Genomic DNA, 15,862 nt, shown 5'->3' with positions numbered 1-15,862 from the left:
ACCCTCCGATTTCCGGCCCGGTCACCGACGACGCCGTCCACCGACCCGCCGACCGACCGACGAGGGAGCTCTCATGGAACACCCACCGGACGGTGCCCCGCACGGCGCGACGGGCGGGCCCGGCACCGCCGACCCGCTGTCGCCCAAGGCCTTCGGGGAGACGGAGTTCCGGCTGCTGGGGCCGGTCGGGCTGCACGACGGCGCGACGGGAACGGGCATCGTGCCCTCGGGTCCCAAGCAGCGCGCCCTCCTGTCGGCGCTCGTCCTGCACGCCGACCGCCTGCTCTCCGTCGACCGGCTCACCGAGGAACTCTGGGGCGACCGGCCGCCGACGAACGCCTCGAACGCCCTCCAGGCCCATGTGGCCAGGCTGCGGCGGCTGCTGCCCGAGCGGGGCGGGGGCTCGCGGGGCCACGAGTGGATCAGCACACTGCCCACCGGCTACCTGCTCAGCCTCGGCCCCGCCACCACCGACGTCGAGCGCTTCCAGCGGCTGTCCGCGCTGGGCCGGGCCGCCGTGTCGGCCGATCCGGGGTACGCGGTCCGGCTGCTGCGGCACGCCCTGTCCCTGTGGCGCGGTCCCGCCCTCCAGGACAGCCGGCTCGGCCCCCTGTGCGTGAGCGAGGCGGACCGGCTGGAGGAACACCGGCTGACGGCCCTGGAGTCGCTCTACGAGGCCAGCCTGGCCTGCGCCCAGCACGGCCAGATCACCGGGGAGCTGGAGAAGCTGACGGTCGACCACCCGCTGCACGAGCGGTTCTACGACCTGCTGATGGTCGCCCTGTACCGCAGCGGCCGCCAGGCCGAGGCCCTCGGGGTCTACGAACGGGCCCGGCGGCGGCTGGTGGAGGCACTCGGCATCGAGCCGGGGCCGGCCCTGCGCGCCCGGCTGGAGGCGGTCCTCAACCACGCCCCCGACCTGTCCGCCCCGTCCCGCCCGCATCCCGGGGGCGGGCCCGCGACCCTGTCGGAGGCCCTCGAACTGGGCGGCGAGGTCGCCCGACTGCAACGGCGCATCGACGAACTGACCCGCTCCCAGGAAGCTCTCGTACGCCGCTACGACACGATGGTGGCGCGGCTGGCCGGGGGGCCGTCGGTCCAGCGGGTCGCGCCCTGACCGTCCCGGGCGCGGCGGCTCAACGCCCCCAGCGCAGCAGCACGGTGCCCAGCGTCATCCCGCCTCCGAACCCCGCCAGCAGGACCAGCTCGCCGTCGCGCGGCACTCCTTGGCGGCGCGCGTGGTCGAGGGCGAGCGGGATCGAGGCGGCGCCCGTGTTCCCGTGGCGGTCCACCGGGAGGTGCACGCGGGCCGCGGTCAGCCCGAGGCTGCCGACGATGGCGCGCAGCATCTCCCCGTTGGCCTGGTGCGGCACGAAGTGGTCGACGTCGGCGGCGGTCACGCCGAACTCCGCCAGCGTGCCGGCGACGGCGCCCGGCAGTTCCCGCTCGACGAACTCCCGCACCTCGCGGCCCCGCATCCGGAAGTGATGGTCGCCGCCCGCCACGGTCTTCTCCGACGCCGGCTGTCTGCTGCCGCCCGCGTGGACCCCGATCAGCCCGTGCAGCGCGCCGTCGGTGCGCATGCCCGTACCGAGGAAGCCCCGCCCCTCGCGCACCGGTCCGATCACCACCGCTCCCGCGCCGTCGCCGAACAGGGGCGCGGTCCTGCGGTCGGTGCGGTCGATGATCCGCGAGTACACCTCGGTGCCGACGACCAGGGCCAGCCGGCGCCCGCCGCCGTCTCCTTCGGCGGCGAGCAGCCGCGCTCCCGTGTGCAGGGCGGCCACGAAGCCGGCGCACACGGCGTTGACGTCGAAGGCGGCCGCGCGGTGGGCGCCCAGCCGGTGCTGGAGGAGGGCCGCGGTGGCCGGCTGCGGGTGGTCCGGCGTCGACGTCGCCACGATGATCCAGGCGAGGTCCTCCGGCCGCGCCCCGGCGTCGGCCAGCGCACGGACGGCCGCCTCGGCCGCGAGGTCGGACGCCGCCTCGTCGTCGGCGGCGTAGCGGCGCTCCACGATGCCCGTGCGGCGCTCGATCCACTCGGCGCTCACCGAGGCCGCCGCGCCGACGGTCTCGTTGTCCACCACCCGCTCGGGCAGGTGGGAGCCGGTGCCCAGGATGCCGAGCGCGCCCAGGGCGGGCGCGTAGACGGTCACGGTGCCACCCGGCTCACGTGCGGGTCGCGCCGGCGGGATGCTGCGGTCATGGGCTCTCCTCGGGCCGGACGGCGCGAACCAGCATGCGCGCCGGCGGCACCCCTGGGCCTCCCCAGTCCTCCCCCAGAACCGGACGGTGCGGAAACCGGGGGTGGGCTGGGGTGCCGGGAGGCCGCCCGGGTGCTCCACGCTGCTGTCCGACGTGCCGTTGCGCAGCGTGGCGAGAGGACCGGGAACTCACGTGGACGAGATCATCAATGCCGTCTCCCGCGGTGACGCCTCGTCGGAGGACTTCGGAGGGCTGCGGCTGCCGGACTCCTACCGGGGCGCCGTGGTGCGCCGGGAGGACGTGGCGATGTTCGAGGGCATCGCCTCCAGGGACAAGGACCCCCGCAAGTCGCTCCAGATCCAGGACGTGCCGGTGCCGCTGCCGGGGCCCGGTGAGGCGCTGGTGGCGGTGATGGCGTCGTCGGTGAACTACAACACCGTCTGGTCGTCGATCTTCGAGCCGCTGCCGACCTTCGGGTTCCTGGAGCGCTACGCCCGCCTGTCGCCGCACGCCGCCCGCCACGACCAGCCGTACCACGTGCTCGGCTCCGACCTGGCCGGGGTGGTGCTGCGCACCGGTCCGGGCGTGAACCGGTGGCGGCCGGGCGACCGGGTCGTGGCGCACTGCCTGTCGGTGGAGCTGGAGTCGGCCGACGGCCACGACGACACGATGCTCGACCCCGAGCAGCGCATCTGGGGGTTCGAGACCAACTTCGGCGGTCTGGCCGAGCTGGCCCTGGTCAAGTCCAACCAGCTGATGCCCAAGCCGGGCCACCTCAGCTGGGAGGAGGCCGCGGCCCCCGGCCTGGTCAACTCCACCGCGTACCGCCAGCTGGTCTCCCGCAACGGCGCCGGCATGAAGCAGGGCGACAACGTGCTGATCTGGGGCGCGAGCGGCGGACTGGGCTCCTACGCCACCCAGTTGGCGCTGGCCGGCGGCGCCAACCCGGTCTGTGTGGTCTCCAGCGAGCAGAAGGCGGAGATCTGCCGGGCGATGGGCGCGGAGGCGGTCATCGACCGCGACGCCGAGGACTACCGGTTCTGGAAGGACGAGGAGACGCAGGACCCCCGGGAGTGGAAGCGCTTCGGCAAGCGCATCCGCGAACTCACCGGCGGCGAGGACGTGGACATCGTCTTCGAGCACCCGGGCCGTGAGACCTTCGGAGCCTCGGTGTATGTCACCCGCAAGGGCGGCACCGTCGTCACCTGCGCGTCGACCTCCGGATTCCGGCACGAGTACGACAACCGCTATCTGTGGATGTCGCTCAAGCGCATCGTCGGCTCGCACTTCGCCAACTACCGGGAGGCCTGGGAGGCCAACCGGCTCGTCGTCAAGGGGAAGATCCACCCGACGCTGTCCAGGGTGTACCCGCTGGAGGAGACCGGGCAGGCGGCCTACGACGTCCACCGCAACCTCCACCAGGGCAAGGTCGGCGTGTTGTGCCTGGCGCCCGAGGAGGGCCTCGGTGTCACCGACCACGACCTGCGCGCCCGGCACATCGGCGCCATCAACCGCTTCCGCGAAGGGCAGGCTCCGACCCCATGACCCAGCAGACCCCGGACACCTCCGGCGCGCCGATCGGCGTCGTCGGCCTCGGCTCCGTAGGCGAGGCCCTGTTGCTCCTGCTGCACGCGGCGGGCCACGCCGTCGTCGGTGTGGACACCGACCCCGACGTCCTCGCCCGGGTCGCCACCCGCGCCAAGGGCACGCCCGCCCCCGACGGAACGCCCGAGCCGGTCCTCACCGACGACGCGGCGCGGCTGCGGGGTGTCCGGCTGGCCGTCGAGGCGGTCCCCGAGGACGGGGCCGTGAAGACCGGGGTGCTGCGCCGCGTCACCGAGGTCTGCCCGCCCGGCACCCCCCTGCTGACCACCGCGGCGGGCCTGTCCGTCGCCCGGCTGGCCATCGCCTGCGGGCGCCCCGCCGACGTCGCGGGGCTGCGCCTGTTCACCCCGCCCGCGCCGGGCGGCCCCGCGGAAGCGGTGCCGACGAGCCTGACCTCCGAGGAGACCACCGCCGCCGCGCGCGGGCTGGTGGCGTCCGCGGGGCTCACCGAGGTCGAGGTCGGCGCGGGTCCCGCCGCCGACGCCAGGGCCCTGGTGCTCGGCCTGCTGAACCGCGCGGTCGCCCTGTGCGCCGAGGGCTACGCCTCCCACGAGGACGTCGACACCGCCATGCGCCTGGGCTGCGGGCTGCCGGCCGGGCCGCTCCAGACGCTGGACCGCATCGGACTCGACACCGCCCACGCGGCCCTGACGCGACTGTGGCGGCGCACCGGCGACACCGCCTTCGAACCGGCGCCGCTGCTCGGCCGGATGATCGGCGACGGGCGCCTGGGCCGCAAGAGCGGCGGCGGGTTCTACGGGTACGACGAGACCGGCGCCCCCGTCCGTGAGCGGGGCGACGCGCCGGACGAGACCGGCGCCCGCACCGTGCGCCGGGTCGGGGTGCTGGGCTCCGGCGCCATGGCCCGGGGCATCGCGGAGGTCACGGTCCTCGCCGGCCACCCCACCGTCCTGGTCGCCCGCGGCGCGGCGAAGGCGGACGCCGCCCTGGCGTCCGTCGCCGACTCGCTCACCCGGGGGGTACGCCGCGGCAGGGTCACGCCGGCCGAGCGGCAGGCCGCCCTGGACCGGCTCGACGGCGCCACCGGGCTCGACGCGTTCGCCGGCTGCGACCTGGTGATCGAGGCGGTCGCCGAGGACCCGGACGTCAAGCGGGAGATGTTCGCGGCGCTGGGCGAGGCCTGCGATCCCGGCACCGTGCTGTCGACCACGACGTCCAGCCTGTCGGTGGCCGCGTGCGCCGAGGCGTCCGGCCGGCCCGCCGACGTCGTCGGGCTGCACTTCTTCAACCCGGCGCCGGTGATGCGGCTGGTGGAGCTGGCGCACGCGCCCGGCACGGACCCCGGCGTGCTCGCCACCGCCCGCGCGTTCTGCGCCGGGCTCGGCAAGACGGTGGTCGAGTGTCCCGACCGCACCGGCTTCATCGTGAACAGCCTGCTCTTCCCCTACCTCGGGGCGGCCCTGGCACTGCTGGACCGGCCGGGGGCGGACGACCGCGTCGTCGAGCGCACCGACGCCGCCGTGGAGCGCGGCTTCGGCTACCCCATGGGCCCGTTCGCGCTGCTGGACACCATCGGCCTGGACGTCTCCCTGGCCATCCAGCACCGCCTGTTCGACCACTTCGAGACGCCGGACTACGAGCCCTCGGACGCCCTCGCGGAACTCGTGTCGGCCGGGCTGCTGGGCCGCAAGAACCGGCGGGGCCTGCGCACCACCGCCCGCTGACCGGACCGGCGCCCGCGCTCAGACGGGCTCCGGGCGGAGGTCTCCCGGCCCGGCGGGACGGGTGCCGACCAGTCGCACGAGGTCGCCCCGCGAACGCACCCGCAGTTTGCGGTAGACGTGGGTGAGGTGCTGCTCGACGGTGCTGGTCGTGACGTACAGGCGGGCGGCGATGGCCCGGTTCGTGCAGCCGGCCGCGGCGAGCATCGCCACGCGCCGCTCGGCCCGGGTGAGCACCGCGACGGGGTCTCCGTCCGGGGTGTGACCCAGGCGGCGCAGCGCCTCGTCCGCCGGGGTCCGCCAGTCGAGTCCGCCGCGGGTCCGCTCGCCCCACTCGGCGAGCAGGTCGCGGCAGGCGTGGAAGTCGGCGAGCGCGGACCGCGCCCGTCCAGCGGCCAGCAGGTGGCCGCCCCTGGCCAGCAGGTAGTGCAGTCCGGGCCGGGTGCGGAACAGGGCGTCCGGCACCGGCACGCGCAGCAGCCGCGCCGCCTCGTCGTGCGCCCGCAGCGCGGTCGCCGCCCGCACGCCCGCCGCCAGCGGCATGCCCACGGCGACCCCCCAGGCGGCGGGCGTCATCAGGGCCAGTGCCCGCGCAGCGTGGGCCGCTCCGGTGCCGTGGGAGCCCGTGCGCACGTGCAGTACGGCCGCCACGGCCGCCGCGACGGCCTGCCGGGCCACCGTGGCCTCGGCCGGTTCCGCTCCGTCGGTCAGCTCGCGCCACCGCGCGGCCCGCTCCGTCTCTCCGGCGTACGACAGAGCGACGAGCAGGGCCGGTACGGAGGGCGGGGGCGCGAGTGCGTGGACGACCGACACCAGCACCCGTTCCACGGCGTCGGGTTCGGGTGCGGTGCCGTCCCGGCCGGCCCCGGGGTACAGGTGACCGAGCGCGGTCCGCACCTCTCGGGCCCGGGGGCCGTCCCCGGCGTCGGCCGCGCCCCGGGCCACCGTCTCGTACCGGCCGTGCCACAGCAGCTGGGCCGCTCCCTCCGTCCACCACGGGTCGTCCGGGGCGCGGGCGGCGAGGTCGCGTTCGAGGGCGCTCAGATGGCGGATGACGGACGCCGGGTCACTCTCCCACTCGGCCCGCGCCAGCGTGGCGAGCATGCCGTCGGGGCGCTGCCCGCCGTCGGGCAGCCGGTGGGCGGTGCGCAGGAACTCGGCGGCGCGGCGCGCCTGTCCGGCGGGCATCGCGTGCCGAGCGGCCTCCGCGAGCACCGGGACGGCCCAGACGGGGGTGTCGCCGGTGGCGCCGTCGGTGGTCCGCGCGGCCTCGGCGGCGACGAGGTGGGCGGCTACGGCGGACGGTTCGGCACCGTGGTCGTGGAGCACGCCGGCCGCGCGGGCGTGCAGCCGGGCGCTCTCCTCCGCGGTCAGCGACTCCAGCACGGCCGCGCTCACCCCTCGGTGGCGCAGCCGGCCCGCGTCGAGCAGTCCGGTGGCCTCCAGCGCGGCCAGCCGCGGGACGACGGCCCGTTCGGGCACGCCCAGGAACCGGGCGAGCAGCGTCAGGGTCACCTGGTCGGCGAGTACGGCCAGGGCCTGCGCGGCGCTTCGCACGGGGTCCTCGGCACCGCGCAGGCAGTCGGCGACGGCACGCCGGAAGGCGGTACCGGCGATGGGCCGGGCCGGGCGCACCGGTCCGCAGTCCCGGTGGTCGGCCAGCAGGCCGTGCAGCAGCCGCGGGTTGCCACCGGTGAAGCGGTGCCAGTCGGGGGCCAGCCGCCGGGCCGCCGCCGCGTCCATGGCGGCCGGGGCCGCGCGCAGGAAGTCGGCTGCCTCGTCCTCGGAGAGGGTGCGCAACGGCAGCGGGACGCAGCGCGGGTGGCCGAGCACTTCGGCCAGCGGCAGCGAGGGGGCCGTCTGCGGCCGTCCGGCCAGCACCAGCAGCACGCCGGTGGCGGCGAGCCGCCCGCACAGGTAGAGCAGGCAGCGGGCGGACTGCTCGTCGGTGTGGTGGACGTCGTCGACGGTCACGACCAGGGGCCGTCGTCCGCCGAGCGCGCGCAGTGCCTCGTACAGGGCCTCGGGCCTGGCCCCGGCGCCGCTCCCGCCGGAGGCGGTGCCCGGTCCGGCGGCGCCGCTGAGCAGCTGGCCCACCACGCCGAGCGGCAGGTCCGACTCGGCCTCGGTGGCGCAGGCGCCGAGCACCGTGGCGCCGGCGCCGGCGGCCGACGCGGCGAGCGCCCGCAGCACGGCGCTCTTGCCGGTGCCGGGGCTGCCGGTGAGCGCCGCGGCACTCCCCCGCCCCTGCCGGGCGTCGGCCAGCAGACCCTCCAGGAGCCGGAGCGGTTCCTGTCGTCCGATCAGTCCTTCCCCCGTACCCATGCGTTCACCTCGATGCCGGCACCGGCTCGGGCAGGGGCACCAGCCGCGGGGCGGAGCGGCCCCAGGGGAATCCGTGGTGGAGCTGGAGGACGGGCGGCGCGTCGGAATCGGCGAGGACGGCCACGGCGGCCAGTACGTCGGGCACCGGCTCCAGTTCGACGAACCGCCAGCGCCGCTCGGTGTCGTTCTCCGGCGGTTGGAAACCGAGGACGCCCCGGTCCTCGGCGAGCGTGAAGGAGAACGCGTCGAAGGGCAGGCTCAGGCCCAGACCGCGGGCCTTGGAGTAGGCCTCCTTCAGTGTCCACAGGCGCAGCAGCCGCCGGTCGCGGGGGCGGCCGGGGGCGGCCCGGGTCACCCAGTCCCGCTCGGACGCCGCGAACGTCTCCAGGATCGTCTCGAAGCCCTGGTCGCCGCGGTCGAGCCGTTCCACGTCCACGCCGACACGGTGCCGTCGCACGACGCCGAGCAGGTTGTGGCCGCCCGCGTGCGAGAGGTTGAAGTCCAGCTCCCGGCCGCCGCGGGGCAGTCCTTCGGCGGGCTTCTGGAGGAACGGCCGTCCGCGCGAGGACCGCCAGATGACGGCCTCGGCCTCCGGCAGTCCGCTCTCCAGGGCGAGCACGCGCCGTACCAGGGAGTGCGCCACCAGGTACTGGCGCCGGTCGCGTTCGAAGAGGAACCGGGCGGCTATCTCCTGTTCGTGCTCGTCCAGCCAGTGCCGGGCCAGCAGGGCCGCGATGCCCGGGACGAGTTCGTCGTTGGGGCAGAAGAACAGCTTCACCGGCTCGGGCCGGTCGCGCGGGACCGGCGGGCCGGCCGCGAGGGCCTCGGTCTTCATCCGTTCGGCTCCGGTTCCTCCCGGGCACGGTCCGCGCCCAGCCACAGCGGGCGGCGCAGCCGGGCGGACGGTGGCGGCGGCTGGGACGGTGCCGCCCACGGCGACGCGGCCTCCAGCGCGGCCCAGTCGACGCCGACGCCGTTCAGCCAGAGCCGGGTGAGCGTCTCGGTGTGTCCGGCCCGCCACAGGGCGATGAGGTAGTCGCGGGTCTCCGGCAGTCCGTCGAGGCCCAAGGGGTCGCCGCGGCCGTCGCGCAGGTCGGCCGTGGCGCCCTCCGGCCCGGCCTCACCGGTGTCGGCGAAGTGCCGCAGCCGGGCGACGAGTTCGGTCACGCCGCGGGAGGCGGGCAGGGCGATACGGCAGGGCAGGGCGGCCCGTCCGACGCGCAGCGCCCGTGCCAGGCCGGCGGGCGCCGGTCCGGACGCGGGGTGGCCCGCGTTGGTGTCTGCGTCTGCGTCTGCGTCGGCGGGGGCGTCTGCGGTCGCGGTCAGCCAGTCGGCCAGTCGGCGCGCGGTGGCGGCCAGGTGGGCGGGGGTCGGAGCGGACAGCAGCAGCGGCCCTCCGTCCCCACCGGGGTCCGTCCCGCCGGGCTCCGCGGTGTACTCCTCGATCACGGCCCACGCCGTGCCGCCGCTCTCGGCCGCGATCTCGACCGTGGCGGTGCGCGGCAGTTCCCGCCCCGCCTCGTCGCGCGTCCGCGGCCAGGGGACCCCGGCGCTCTCCGGTCCGCCGGTGATCCGCACGCCGTTGCGCACCTGGAGCACGGCGTCGGTCAGTGCAGCGATCCCGGTGACCGCGCCGGCCGACCCGATGCGCCGTGCGGTCGTCTCGCGGGACTCGTGCGCCTCCTCCGCCGCACGGGGTTCCGGCCGGCGGGGGCGGGTCCGGTGGCCGCCCGCGGTGTCGCGGACGACGGCGTGCACGCGGTCGCCGTCCGCGAGCGCGCGGTGCAGCGGCTTGAGCACCACGGCTCCGACGCCCTCGCCCGCGCCGTCCGCGAGGCGTGCGGGGTGCAGCACCAGTTCGACGCCTCCGGCGACGGCGGCCGCGCACTCGCCGCGGCGCAGTGCGCCGACGGCCAGGTGGACCGCGGTGAGGCCGGAGCACTCCGCGGTGTCGACGGCCTGTGCGGGCCCGGTGAGTTCCAGCGACGCGGCCAGCCGGCCGGGCAGGCCCCAGTGTCCCGCCGCGGGAATCGCACCCGCGCCGGGGGTCCAGGCGCCGGCGGCCAGGAGGGCGTAGTCGTGGCTGGCGGCTCCCACGAACACGCCGAGCGCGCGTGACGCGCCGCTCGCGGTGGTCAGGTCGTCCAGCCGGGAGCCGGTGTATCCCGCGTCCTCCAGCGCGTCCCAGGCGACCTCCAGGAAGAGCCGCTCCTGCGGGTCCATCTGGGCGGCCTCGGTGGGCGTGATGCCGTGGAACTCGGGGTCGAAGTCGGCGACGGCGTCCAGGAAGTGGCCGCGCCGGCCGGCTGCCGAGGAGGCGAGCCACGCGCGGGTGGCGGGCACGGCCGAGGACGTGTCGCGGCCCGTCAGCAGGTTGTCCCAGTGGGCGTGCAGGTCGGGGGCGAGCGGGTAGCGGCCGGCGATACCGACGACGGCGATGAGGTCGGTGGAGGTCGCGCGGTCGGCGGCGGCCCGGCTGTCGAGGACGCGGTCACCGTCGAAGGCGCCGGGGCCGACGGACGCGCCATGGGCGTCGGGAACGCCGTGGTCCGGGTTCTGCACGGTGTCCGGCCGGGGCGGCGGGAACGGGGTCTCGGTCCTGGGCTGCCGCGCTCCGTTCAGCAGGCGGGCCGCGTCGTCCCGGCCGAGGGTTCCGGCCTTGAACCGGGTGAGGATCTCACGTTCGTCCATGGGGCACACCGGTTCGTTCAGGCCCGCCGGGGCAGCAGGGCGAGGGCTTCGTCCACGGAGATCCGGTCGTCGCGCACGGCGTCGAGGAGGTCCGCGAGGTCCGGTGTCCCGCTCGGGGCGGGTCCGGGACCGGTGAGGGAAGCGATGTGCGCGGCCAGCGCCGCGAGGTCGGGGTGGTCGTACAGCGTGACGGGGCGTTCGTGCATGCCGTAGATCTCGTTGACCGTCGCCACGAACTGCGCGGCCAGGATCGAGTCGATGCCGAGGACGTTGAAGGGCGCCGTGGTGCTCAGCTCCCAGGGGTCGCAGCACAGGATGCGGGCGAGTTCCTCGCGCAGCACCTCCAGCACCGTCTCGCGCGCCGAGGTGTCGGCCGGCGCGTCGGCCCACCGCCGCCCGGCCTCCGGCACCGCCGGCGCCCCTGGGCGGGTGAACCCAACTCCGTTCAGCGGCGGTTGCCCGGCCGGTGCGTCGTATCCCGCGCCCCGCTCCCGGATCACGTGCCGGGCGAAGGCCAGCGGGGTGGGGTGGTCGAAGAGCGCGTCCGGCTTGACGGCCGTGCCGTGGCGGGCGTTGACGGTGGCCACGAACTCGACGGTGAGCAGCGAGTCGAGGCCCAGCGAACGGAACGTCCGGCCCGGGTCGACCTTGTCGGACTTCAGGTGCAGTACCGCGGCGAGTATGTCGACGAGTTCGCTCAGCAGGTCGTCGGGGACGGGCGCGGGGGCCGTGGGCGGGCGGGTCCGGCTGTGGTCGAAGGACATGGTCTGACTCCTGGGATTCCGTTCCGGTGGGACGGCGACGGACGGGACGAGGGTGTGTCCGGCCCGCACGGAGGGCGCGCGGCGCGGCGACGGGGGCGGCGGGAACGCCAGGCAGGCGGCCGCCGTCCGGAGCACTCGTCGGTGACGCGCAGGCCGGCCCGCACGGCCGTCTCCCCGGCTATCCGACCCGGCTGAGCCGTTCACTGCCGGCGCCCGCGCCGACCGGCACCGACTCGGGGCCGGACATGAGGATCGAGCGCTGCATCCGGCGCAGGCCCGCGGAGGGTTCGAGGCCGAGTTCCCTCACCAGCGCGTTGCGCAGCCGCTGGTAGACGTCCAGCGCCTCGCTGCGCCGGCCCGAGCGGTGCAGGGCGAGCATGAGCTGGCCGTGCAGGTTCTCGTGGGTGCGGTGGCGGCTGACGAGCACGGTCAGCTCGCCCAGCAGTTCGCGGTGGCGGCCCAGCCGCAGGTCGGCCTCGATGCGCTGGTCCAGGGCGCACAGCCGGGTCTCCTCCAGACGCCTGGTCTCGATCTCCAGCTGGGCCCCGGTCTGCACGTCGGCCAGCGCACCCCCGGTCCACAGCCCCAGGGCGTCGCGCAGGTGGCGGGCGGCGCCCGCGAAGTCGTCGGCGTCCATGGCCCGGTAGCCGAGGCCGGCCAGCCGCTCGAACTCGCGGACGTCACTGGTGCCGTCCGACGTGTTGAGCAGGTATCCGCCGGGCAGGGTGACGAGCACGTCCTTGGCGGTGCGCCCCCCGGTGTTCTCGGGGTCCTGGCGCAGCGCGGTGGAGATGAGCTCCCGGAGCTGGAGCACGTAGGTCTGGAGCGTGGTGCGTGCGCTGCGGGGCGGCCGTTCGCCCCACAGTTCGTCTATGAGCGTCCGGACCGGCACCACCTGGTCCGCCTGGAGGGCGAGGAGCGCGAGCACCTGACGGGGCTTCGGAGCCGTCGGGGTTACCGACAGGCCGTTCTCCCTGACGCTCAGCGCCCCCAGAACGTCGATGTCCATGCCGTCTCCCCTATCCCTGCATGAGTCGTCCTGACACAGCCGCTTCCTGGCATGACCTAACTAAAAAACAGGACGGATGGTTTGTCAATACCAAACCAACCGCGCTGTTTTATTTTCTGGGACGGGCTTGAGTCCCGCTGGAGTCTGCGGTCAACCTCTACAAAACAGACATTTTTAGCGACTGTGCGGTCTTTTTTGAGGGGGAGCGAAACAGCCGTCTACCGGCCGCTGACCGCGATGACCAGCGCATGACGGTCCGTCAGGCGGGGCAGCAGCAGCCTCCAGAAGCCCGTGACGCGGTCCTGCGACAGCCACGCCTCGTCCTCGCCGCCGAGCACCTCGAAACCCACCGTCGCGGCCACGACCGCGGTCACGGCGTCGGCGGCGGGGACGCCCCGGGCGAGCCAGCCGTCGCGCTCCGCGCGCCGCACCGAATCCTCCACCCAGTACCGCCACTCCCGCCTGAGCGAGGCGGCCTCACCGCGTCCGGGATCGTCGCCCAGTCCGAAGCCGGCCCGGACGACGACGTCTTCGGCGATCCGGTCCACCAGTTCGTACGTCGCGTCCACCAGGGCCGGCAGGGCACGCCCGTCCCGCTCCAGCGACTCCGCGGTGATCCGGCGCAGCCGCGCCAGCGCCTCGTCCTCGACGGCCCGCGCCAGCGCCCGCTTGTTCTCGAAGTGGAAGTGCAGGGCTCCGTTGCTCACCCCCGCCTCCCCGCTGATCGTGGACAGCGACGCGGCCACGAACCCCTCTCTGGCGAAGAGTTCCGCCCCGGCGCGAATCAGCGCCTGGCGGGTACGGAGCGCGCGCTCCTGCTTGACCATCAGTCGTCTCCTGGCTGGACCCTGGGCTCACGGCACGCGGGGTGCCCTGCGCCGTCCTTGCCGCCTGCGGTTTTCGTCAGCACAAGGCTAACAAACCGCGCGTGCGGTTTATAGAGGTGAGTGGGATCTACATGAATGGCCGGGCGGCACGGCACCCGTGTCGCCCGGGGGTCCTATCGCCAGCTACGAGGGGAGCGATAGGCCGCCGCGGTCCACCGCGCGGACCGCAGGGACGGGGCGTCCCGCGGCACCTCCCCGGCACCCGCCGTGCCGCGCCCGGCCAGCACCGAACACAGCACGAGGGCCACGGCGGCAAGTTCGACCTCGTCGGCCCGCCCGCGCTCGATGCGCAACGCGAGCCCCGGAGAACCAGGTTCGCCCATGTCCGCTCCTCCCGATCTCCGCCACGGTGCGCCACCGCGCTACAGAAGGGCTCCAGTACCGCTTGAGAGCACGTCTTCGGACGGCTGGACCGACGGAGCGCGCCGGGTGCAGATGAACTGGAGAAACGATGGAGGAAAGGGCGGATGCGAGAGACGCCATTCCGGTTCGATCCGACGGCGGATCTGATCGATCACTGCCGGAGGCTTGGATTCCTCTAGAAATCAAACCGGATGGTCTCTATCTTTTGAGCCACTCCGCAGCCCACCACTCCGATCTCGTCCAGGGGGAACGATGACCGCGAGCACGTTTCGGATCGAAGAGCCGTCGATCGACCAGAGCACGGCACCGGCCGCCCCGTCGCCCTTCCGGGCGGCGGTCGCGCACGACAGACAGCTGACGACGACGGTACCCAGGGAACTGGTGCACCGCGCGGCCGTCTCCGAGGTCATGCTGACCGACTGGACGCGGCTGGACGACACCCACTTCGACCTTACCGCCCAATGGCCCCGGGGCCACAGCTTCTTCACCCCCGTGCATGGGGTCCACCACGACCCGCTGATCGCTGCCGAAACGATTCGACAGATCGGCTCGCTGCTCGCGCACGCCGAGTTCGGCGTCCCCTTCGGCCACCAGTTCCTGCTGGAGGAGCTGAGCCTCACCGTGCAGCCCGAGCAGCTCGAGGTCGCCCAGACGCCCGCCGCCCTGGACCTGGAGGTCCAGTGCAAGGAGGTCAAGACGCGGGGCAGCCGGCTGGTCGGCCTCTGCTACGAGACGACGGTGCTGCGCGAGGGGCGGCTCGCCGCGTCGGGGCGGATCTCCTTCGGCTGCATCTCACCCGCCGTGTACCGCCGGCTGCGCCCGGAGCGCGTGTTCGGCGCCGAGTACGGTCCGATCCCGCTGACGGCTCCGGTGGCGCCGCAGAGCGTGGGGCGCACGTCCCCGGCCGACGTGGTCCTCTCCCCCACCGGGGAGCCGAACCACTGGCAGCTGCGGGTGGACACCCGGCACCACGTGCTCTTCGACCACCAGGTCGACCACATTCCGGGCATGGTGCTGCTGGAGGCGGCCCGCCAGGGGGCGACCGCGATCCTGGGCGGCTCCCCCCTCCTGCCGCTCGGCATCGAGTGCGAGTTCAAGAAGTACGCGGATCTGGACCGCCCCTGTCTGATCGACGCCCTGCGCCTGCCCAAGGGCTCCTGCGCCCCGGAGACGGTCCTGGTCACCGGGCACCAGGACGGCGGGATCGTGTTCACCGCGACGGTGACCGCCGAGCCCGCCGGCTGACGGCCCGGGAGCCGAGGGGGCGGCACAGGTCCCCTCGGCTCCCCCGCGCCGCCGCATCACCCGGTACGAGGACTCCCGGAGAGAGCATGCCGTCCCGTCGGCGCGCCGAACGCCCCGATGTGGTCCTCGGCCCAGGTCAGGAAGGACCGCGCCGGCCGGCCGGTCAGCCGGACGACCGTGTCCGCGACATGCGCCTTGGCCCCCGCCCGCTGCCGCTCGGCGCTCGCCAGCAAGGCCTCGGCGACGGCGGCGGGGTGACGCCCTCTCAGCGCCGCGCGCGCCTGGTCGAGGGAGAGTTCCTCGAAGCGCAGCGGGGTGCCCAGCAGCCGGCCGAGCTGCGCGGTCTGCTCCACGGCGCTGATCGGTTCCGGACCGGTCAGGGTGTGGACGCGCCCCTCGTGCCCGTCCTCGGTCAGCGCGCACACGGCCACCGCCGCGACGTCCCGCGGGTCGACACACACGTTGGCCGAGGATCCGTACAGGGCGCGCACGACCCGCTCGGACCTGACGGAGGCCGCCCAGGACAGCGTGTTGGACATGAAGGCGCGCGGCCGCAGCACGGTCCACCGCAGCCCGGAGCCGCGCAGCAGGTCCTCGCCGGCCCGGTGCCAGCGGGTGATCAGGTCGTCCGCCCCCGGGTCGGCGACGGCGGCCGCGGACAGCCGCACCAGATGCCGCACACCCGCGGACCGCGCGGCCCCGACGAAACGCGCGTCGTCGTCACCGCCGATCCGGCTGGTGAGGAGGAAGGCGCGGCTCACGCCCCGCAGGGCGCGCTCCAGCGACCGCTGGTCCGCGTAGTCCCCGGCCACCACCTCGGTTCCGGCGGGCGCCCTCACCTGCGACGGATCCCTGGCCATGACACGTACACCGAGACCGGCGGGGAGCCGGCGCAGGACCTCCCCACCGATGGTTCCGGTGGCCCCCGTCACGAGAATCAACCGTAATTCCCCCCTCCAGTGGGCAGCCGCGAAGTGCGTGCCCGCACGATTTGCCGCAACCTTCCGGCTGCGCGAAGCTCAACCAGTTGTAAGATACGTACTGTGCGGTTTTTTTGGGAGTCGGTCAGAGGCTTCCAGGCCGCCG

13 protein-coding genes are annotated in these 15,862 nt (G+C 74.7%); 4 read left to right on the top strand and 9 right to left on the bottom strand.

The window, feature by feature from the left end:
- Window positions 1-73: 73 nt before the first annotated feature.
- Window positions 74-1,117, top strand: a complete 1,044-nt coding sequence (locus IE108_RS29500) for an AfsR/SARP family transcriptional regulator (protein WP_079163894.1) — start codon at window positions 74-76, stop codon at window positions 1,115-1,117.
- Between the two features lie 19 nt (window positions 1,118-1,136).
- Here IE108_RS29500 and IE108_RS29495 read toward each other — a convergent pair whose 3' ends face one another.
- A complete protein-coding gene (locus IE108_RS29495) occupies window positions 1,137-2,156 on the bottom strand; it encodes a 3-oxoacyl-ACP synthase III family protein (protein WP_226487451.1) in 1,020 nt (339 codons plus the stop codon).
- A 241-nt stretch (window positions 2,157-2,397) separates the two neighbouring features.
- Between IE108_RS29495 and ccrA the strand changes: the two genes are divergently transcribed.
- Window positions 2,398-3,750, top strand: a complete 1,353-nt coding sequence (gene ccrA, locus IE108_RS29490; RefSeq protein WP_064732205.1) for a crotonyl-CoA carboxylase/reductase — start codon at window positions 2,398-2,400, stop codon at window positions 3,748-3,750.
- Window positions 3,747-5,495 (top strand): 3-hydroxyacyl-CoA dehydrogenase family protein, encoded by a 1,749-nt coding sequence (locus tag IE108_RS29485; RefSeq protein ID WP_064732204.1) that lies wholly within the window; start codon window positions 3,747-3,749, stop codon window positions 5,493-5,495. Before ccrA ends, IE108_RS29485 begins: the two co-directional genes overlap by 4 nt.
- Before the next feature lie 18 nt (window positions 5,496-5,513).
- Here the strand turns inward: IE108_RS29485 and IE108_RS35170 are convergent, their stop codons facing one another.
- From IE108_RS35170 to IE108_RS29450, 7 genes are all read right to left on the bottom strand, one after another.
- Entirely contained in the window at window positions 5,514-7,817 is a 2,304-nt protein-coding gene (locus tag IE108_RS35170) for a helix-turn-helix transcriptional regulator (RefSeq protein ID WP_064732203.1), read from the bottom strand.
- A 4-nt stretch (window positions 7,818-7,821) separates the two neighbouring features.
- Window positions 7,822-8,652 (bottom strand): 4'-phosphopantetheinyl transferase family protein, encoded by an 831-nt coding sequence (locus tag IE108_RS29475; protein ID WP_064732202.1) that lies wholly within the window; start codon window positions 8,650-8,652, stop codon window positions 7,822-7,824.
- Complete coding sequence (locus IE108_RS29470) at window positions 8,649-10,508, bottom strand: beta-ketoacyl synthase N-terminal-like domain-containing protein (RefSeq protein WP_064732201.1); 1,860 nt, start codon at window positions 10,506-10,508, stop codon at window positions 8,649-8,651. The genes IE108_RS29475 and IE108_RS29470 overlap by 4 nt, the downstream gene beginning before the upstream one ends.
- A 17-nt stretch (window positions 10,509-10,525) precedes the next feature.
- A complete protein-coding gene (locus tag IE108_RS29465; RefSeq protein WP_064732200.1) occupies window positions 10,526-11,272 on the bottom strand; it encodes an acyl carrier protein in 747 nt (248 codons plus the stop codon).
- 178 nt (window positions 11,273-11,450) lie between these two features.
- A complete protein-coding gene (locus IE108_RS29460; protein ID WP_064732199.1) occupies window positions 11,451-12,281 on the bottom strand; it encodes an AfsR/SARP family transcriptional regulator in 831 nt (276 codons plus the stop codon).
- Between the two features lie 218 nt (window positions 12,282-12,499).
- Window positions 12,500-13,108 carry a ScbR family autoregulator-binding transcription factor gene (locus tag IE108_RS29455; protein ID WP_064732198.1) on the bottom strand — a complete coding sequence of 203 codons (609 nt, stop codon included), beginning with the start codon at window positions 13,106-13,108 and terminating at the stop codon, window positions 12,500-12,502.
- A 173-nt stretch (window positions 13,109-13,281) separates the two neighbouring features.
- A complete protein-coding gene (locus tag IE108_RS29450; RefSeq protein WP_064732197.1) occupies window positions 13,282-13,491 on the bottom strand; it encodes an acyl-CoA carboxylase subunit epsilon in 210 nt (69 codons plus the stop codon).
- A gap of 292 nt (window positions 13,492-13,783) precedes the next feature.
- Here IE108_RS29450 and IE108_RS29445 point away from each other — a divergent pair, with 292 nt between their 5' ends.
- Complete coding sequence (locus IE108_RS29445) at window positions 13,784-14,776, top strand: ScbA/BarX family gamma-butyrolactone biosynthesis protein (protein ID WP_064732196.1); 993 nt, start codon at window positions 13,784-13,786, stop codon at window positions 14,774-14,776.
- Between the two features lie 56 nt (window positions 14,777-14,832).
- Here IE108_RS29445 and IE108_RS29440 read toward each other — a convergent pair whose 3' ends face one another.
- On the bottom strand, window positions 14,833-15,717 hold the full coding sequence (locus IE108_RS29440; protein ID WP_064732195.1) for an SDR family oxidoreductase: 885 nt from the start codon (window positions 15,715-15,717) through the stop codon (window positions 14,833-14,835).
- Window positions 15,718-15,862 lie beyond the last annotated feature (145 nt).

Source organism: Streptomyces parvulus (assembly GCF_014648855.1).
GTDB lineage: Bacteria > Actinomycetota > Actinomycetes > Streptomycetales > Streptomycetaceae > Streptomyces > Streptomyces parvulus.
Note: the sequence above shows the minus strand (reverse complement) of the source record. Positions and strands in the feature narration are given on the sequence as shown.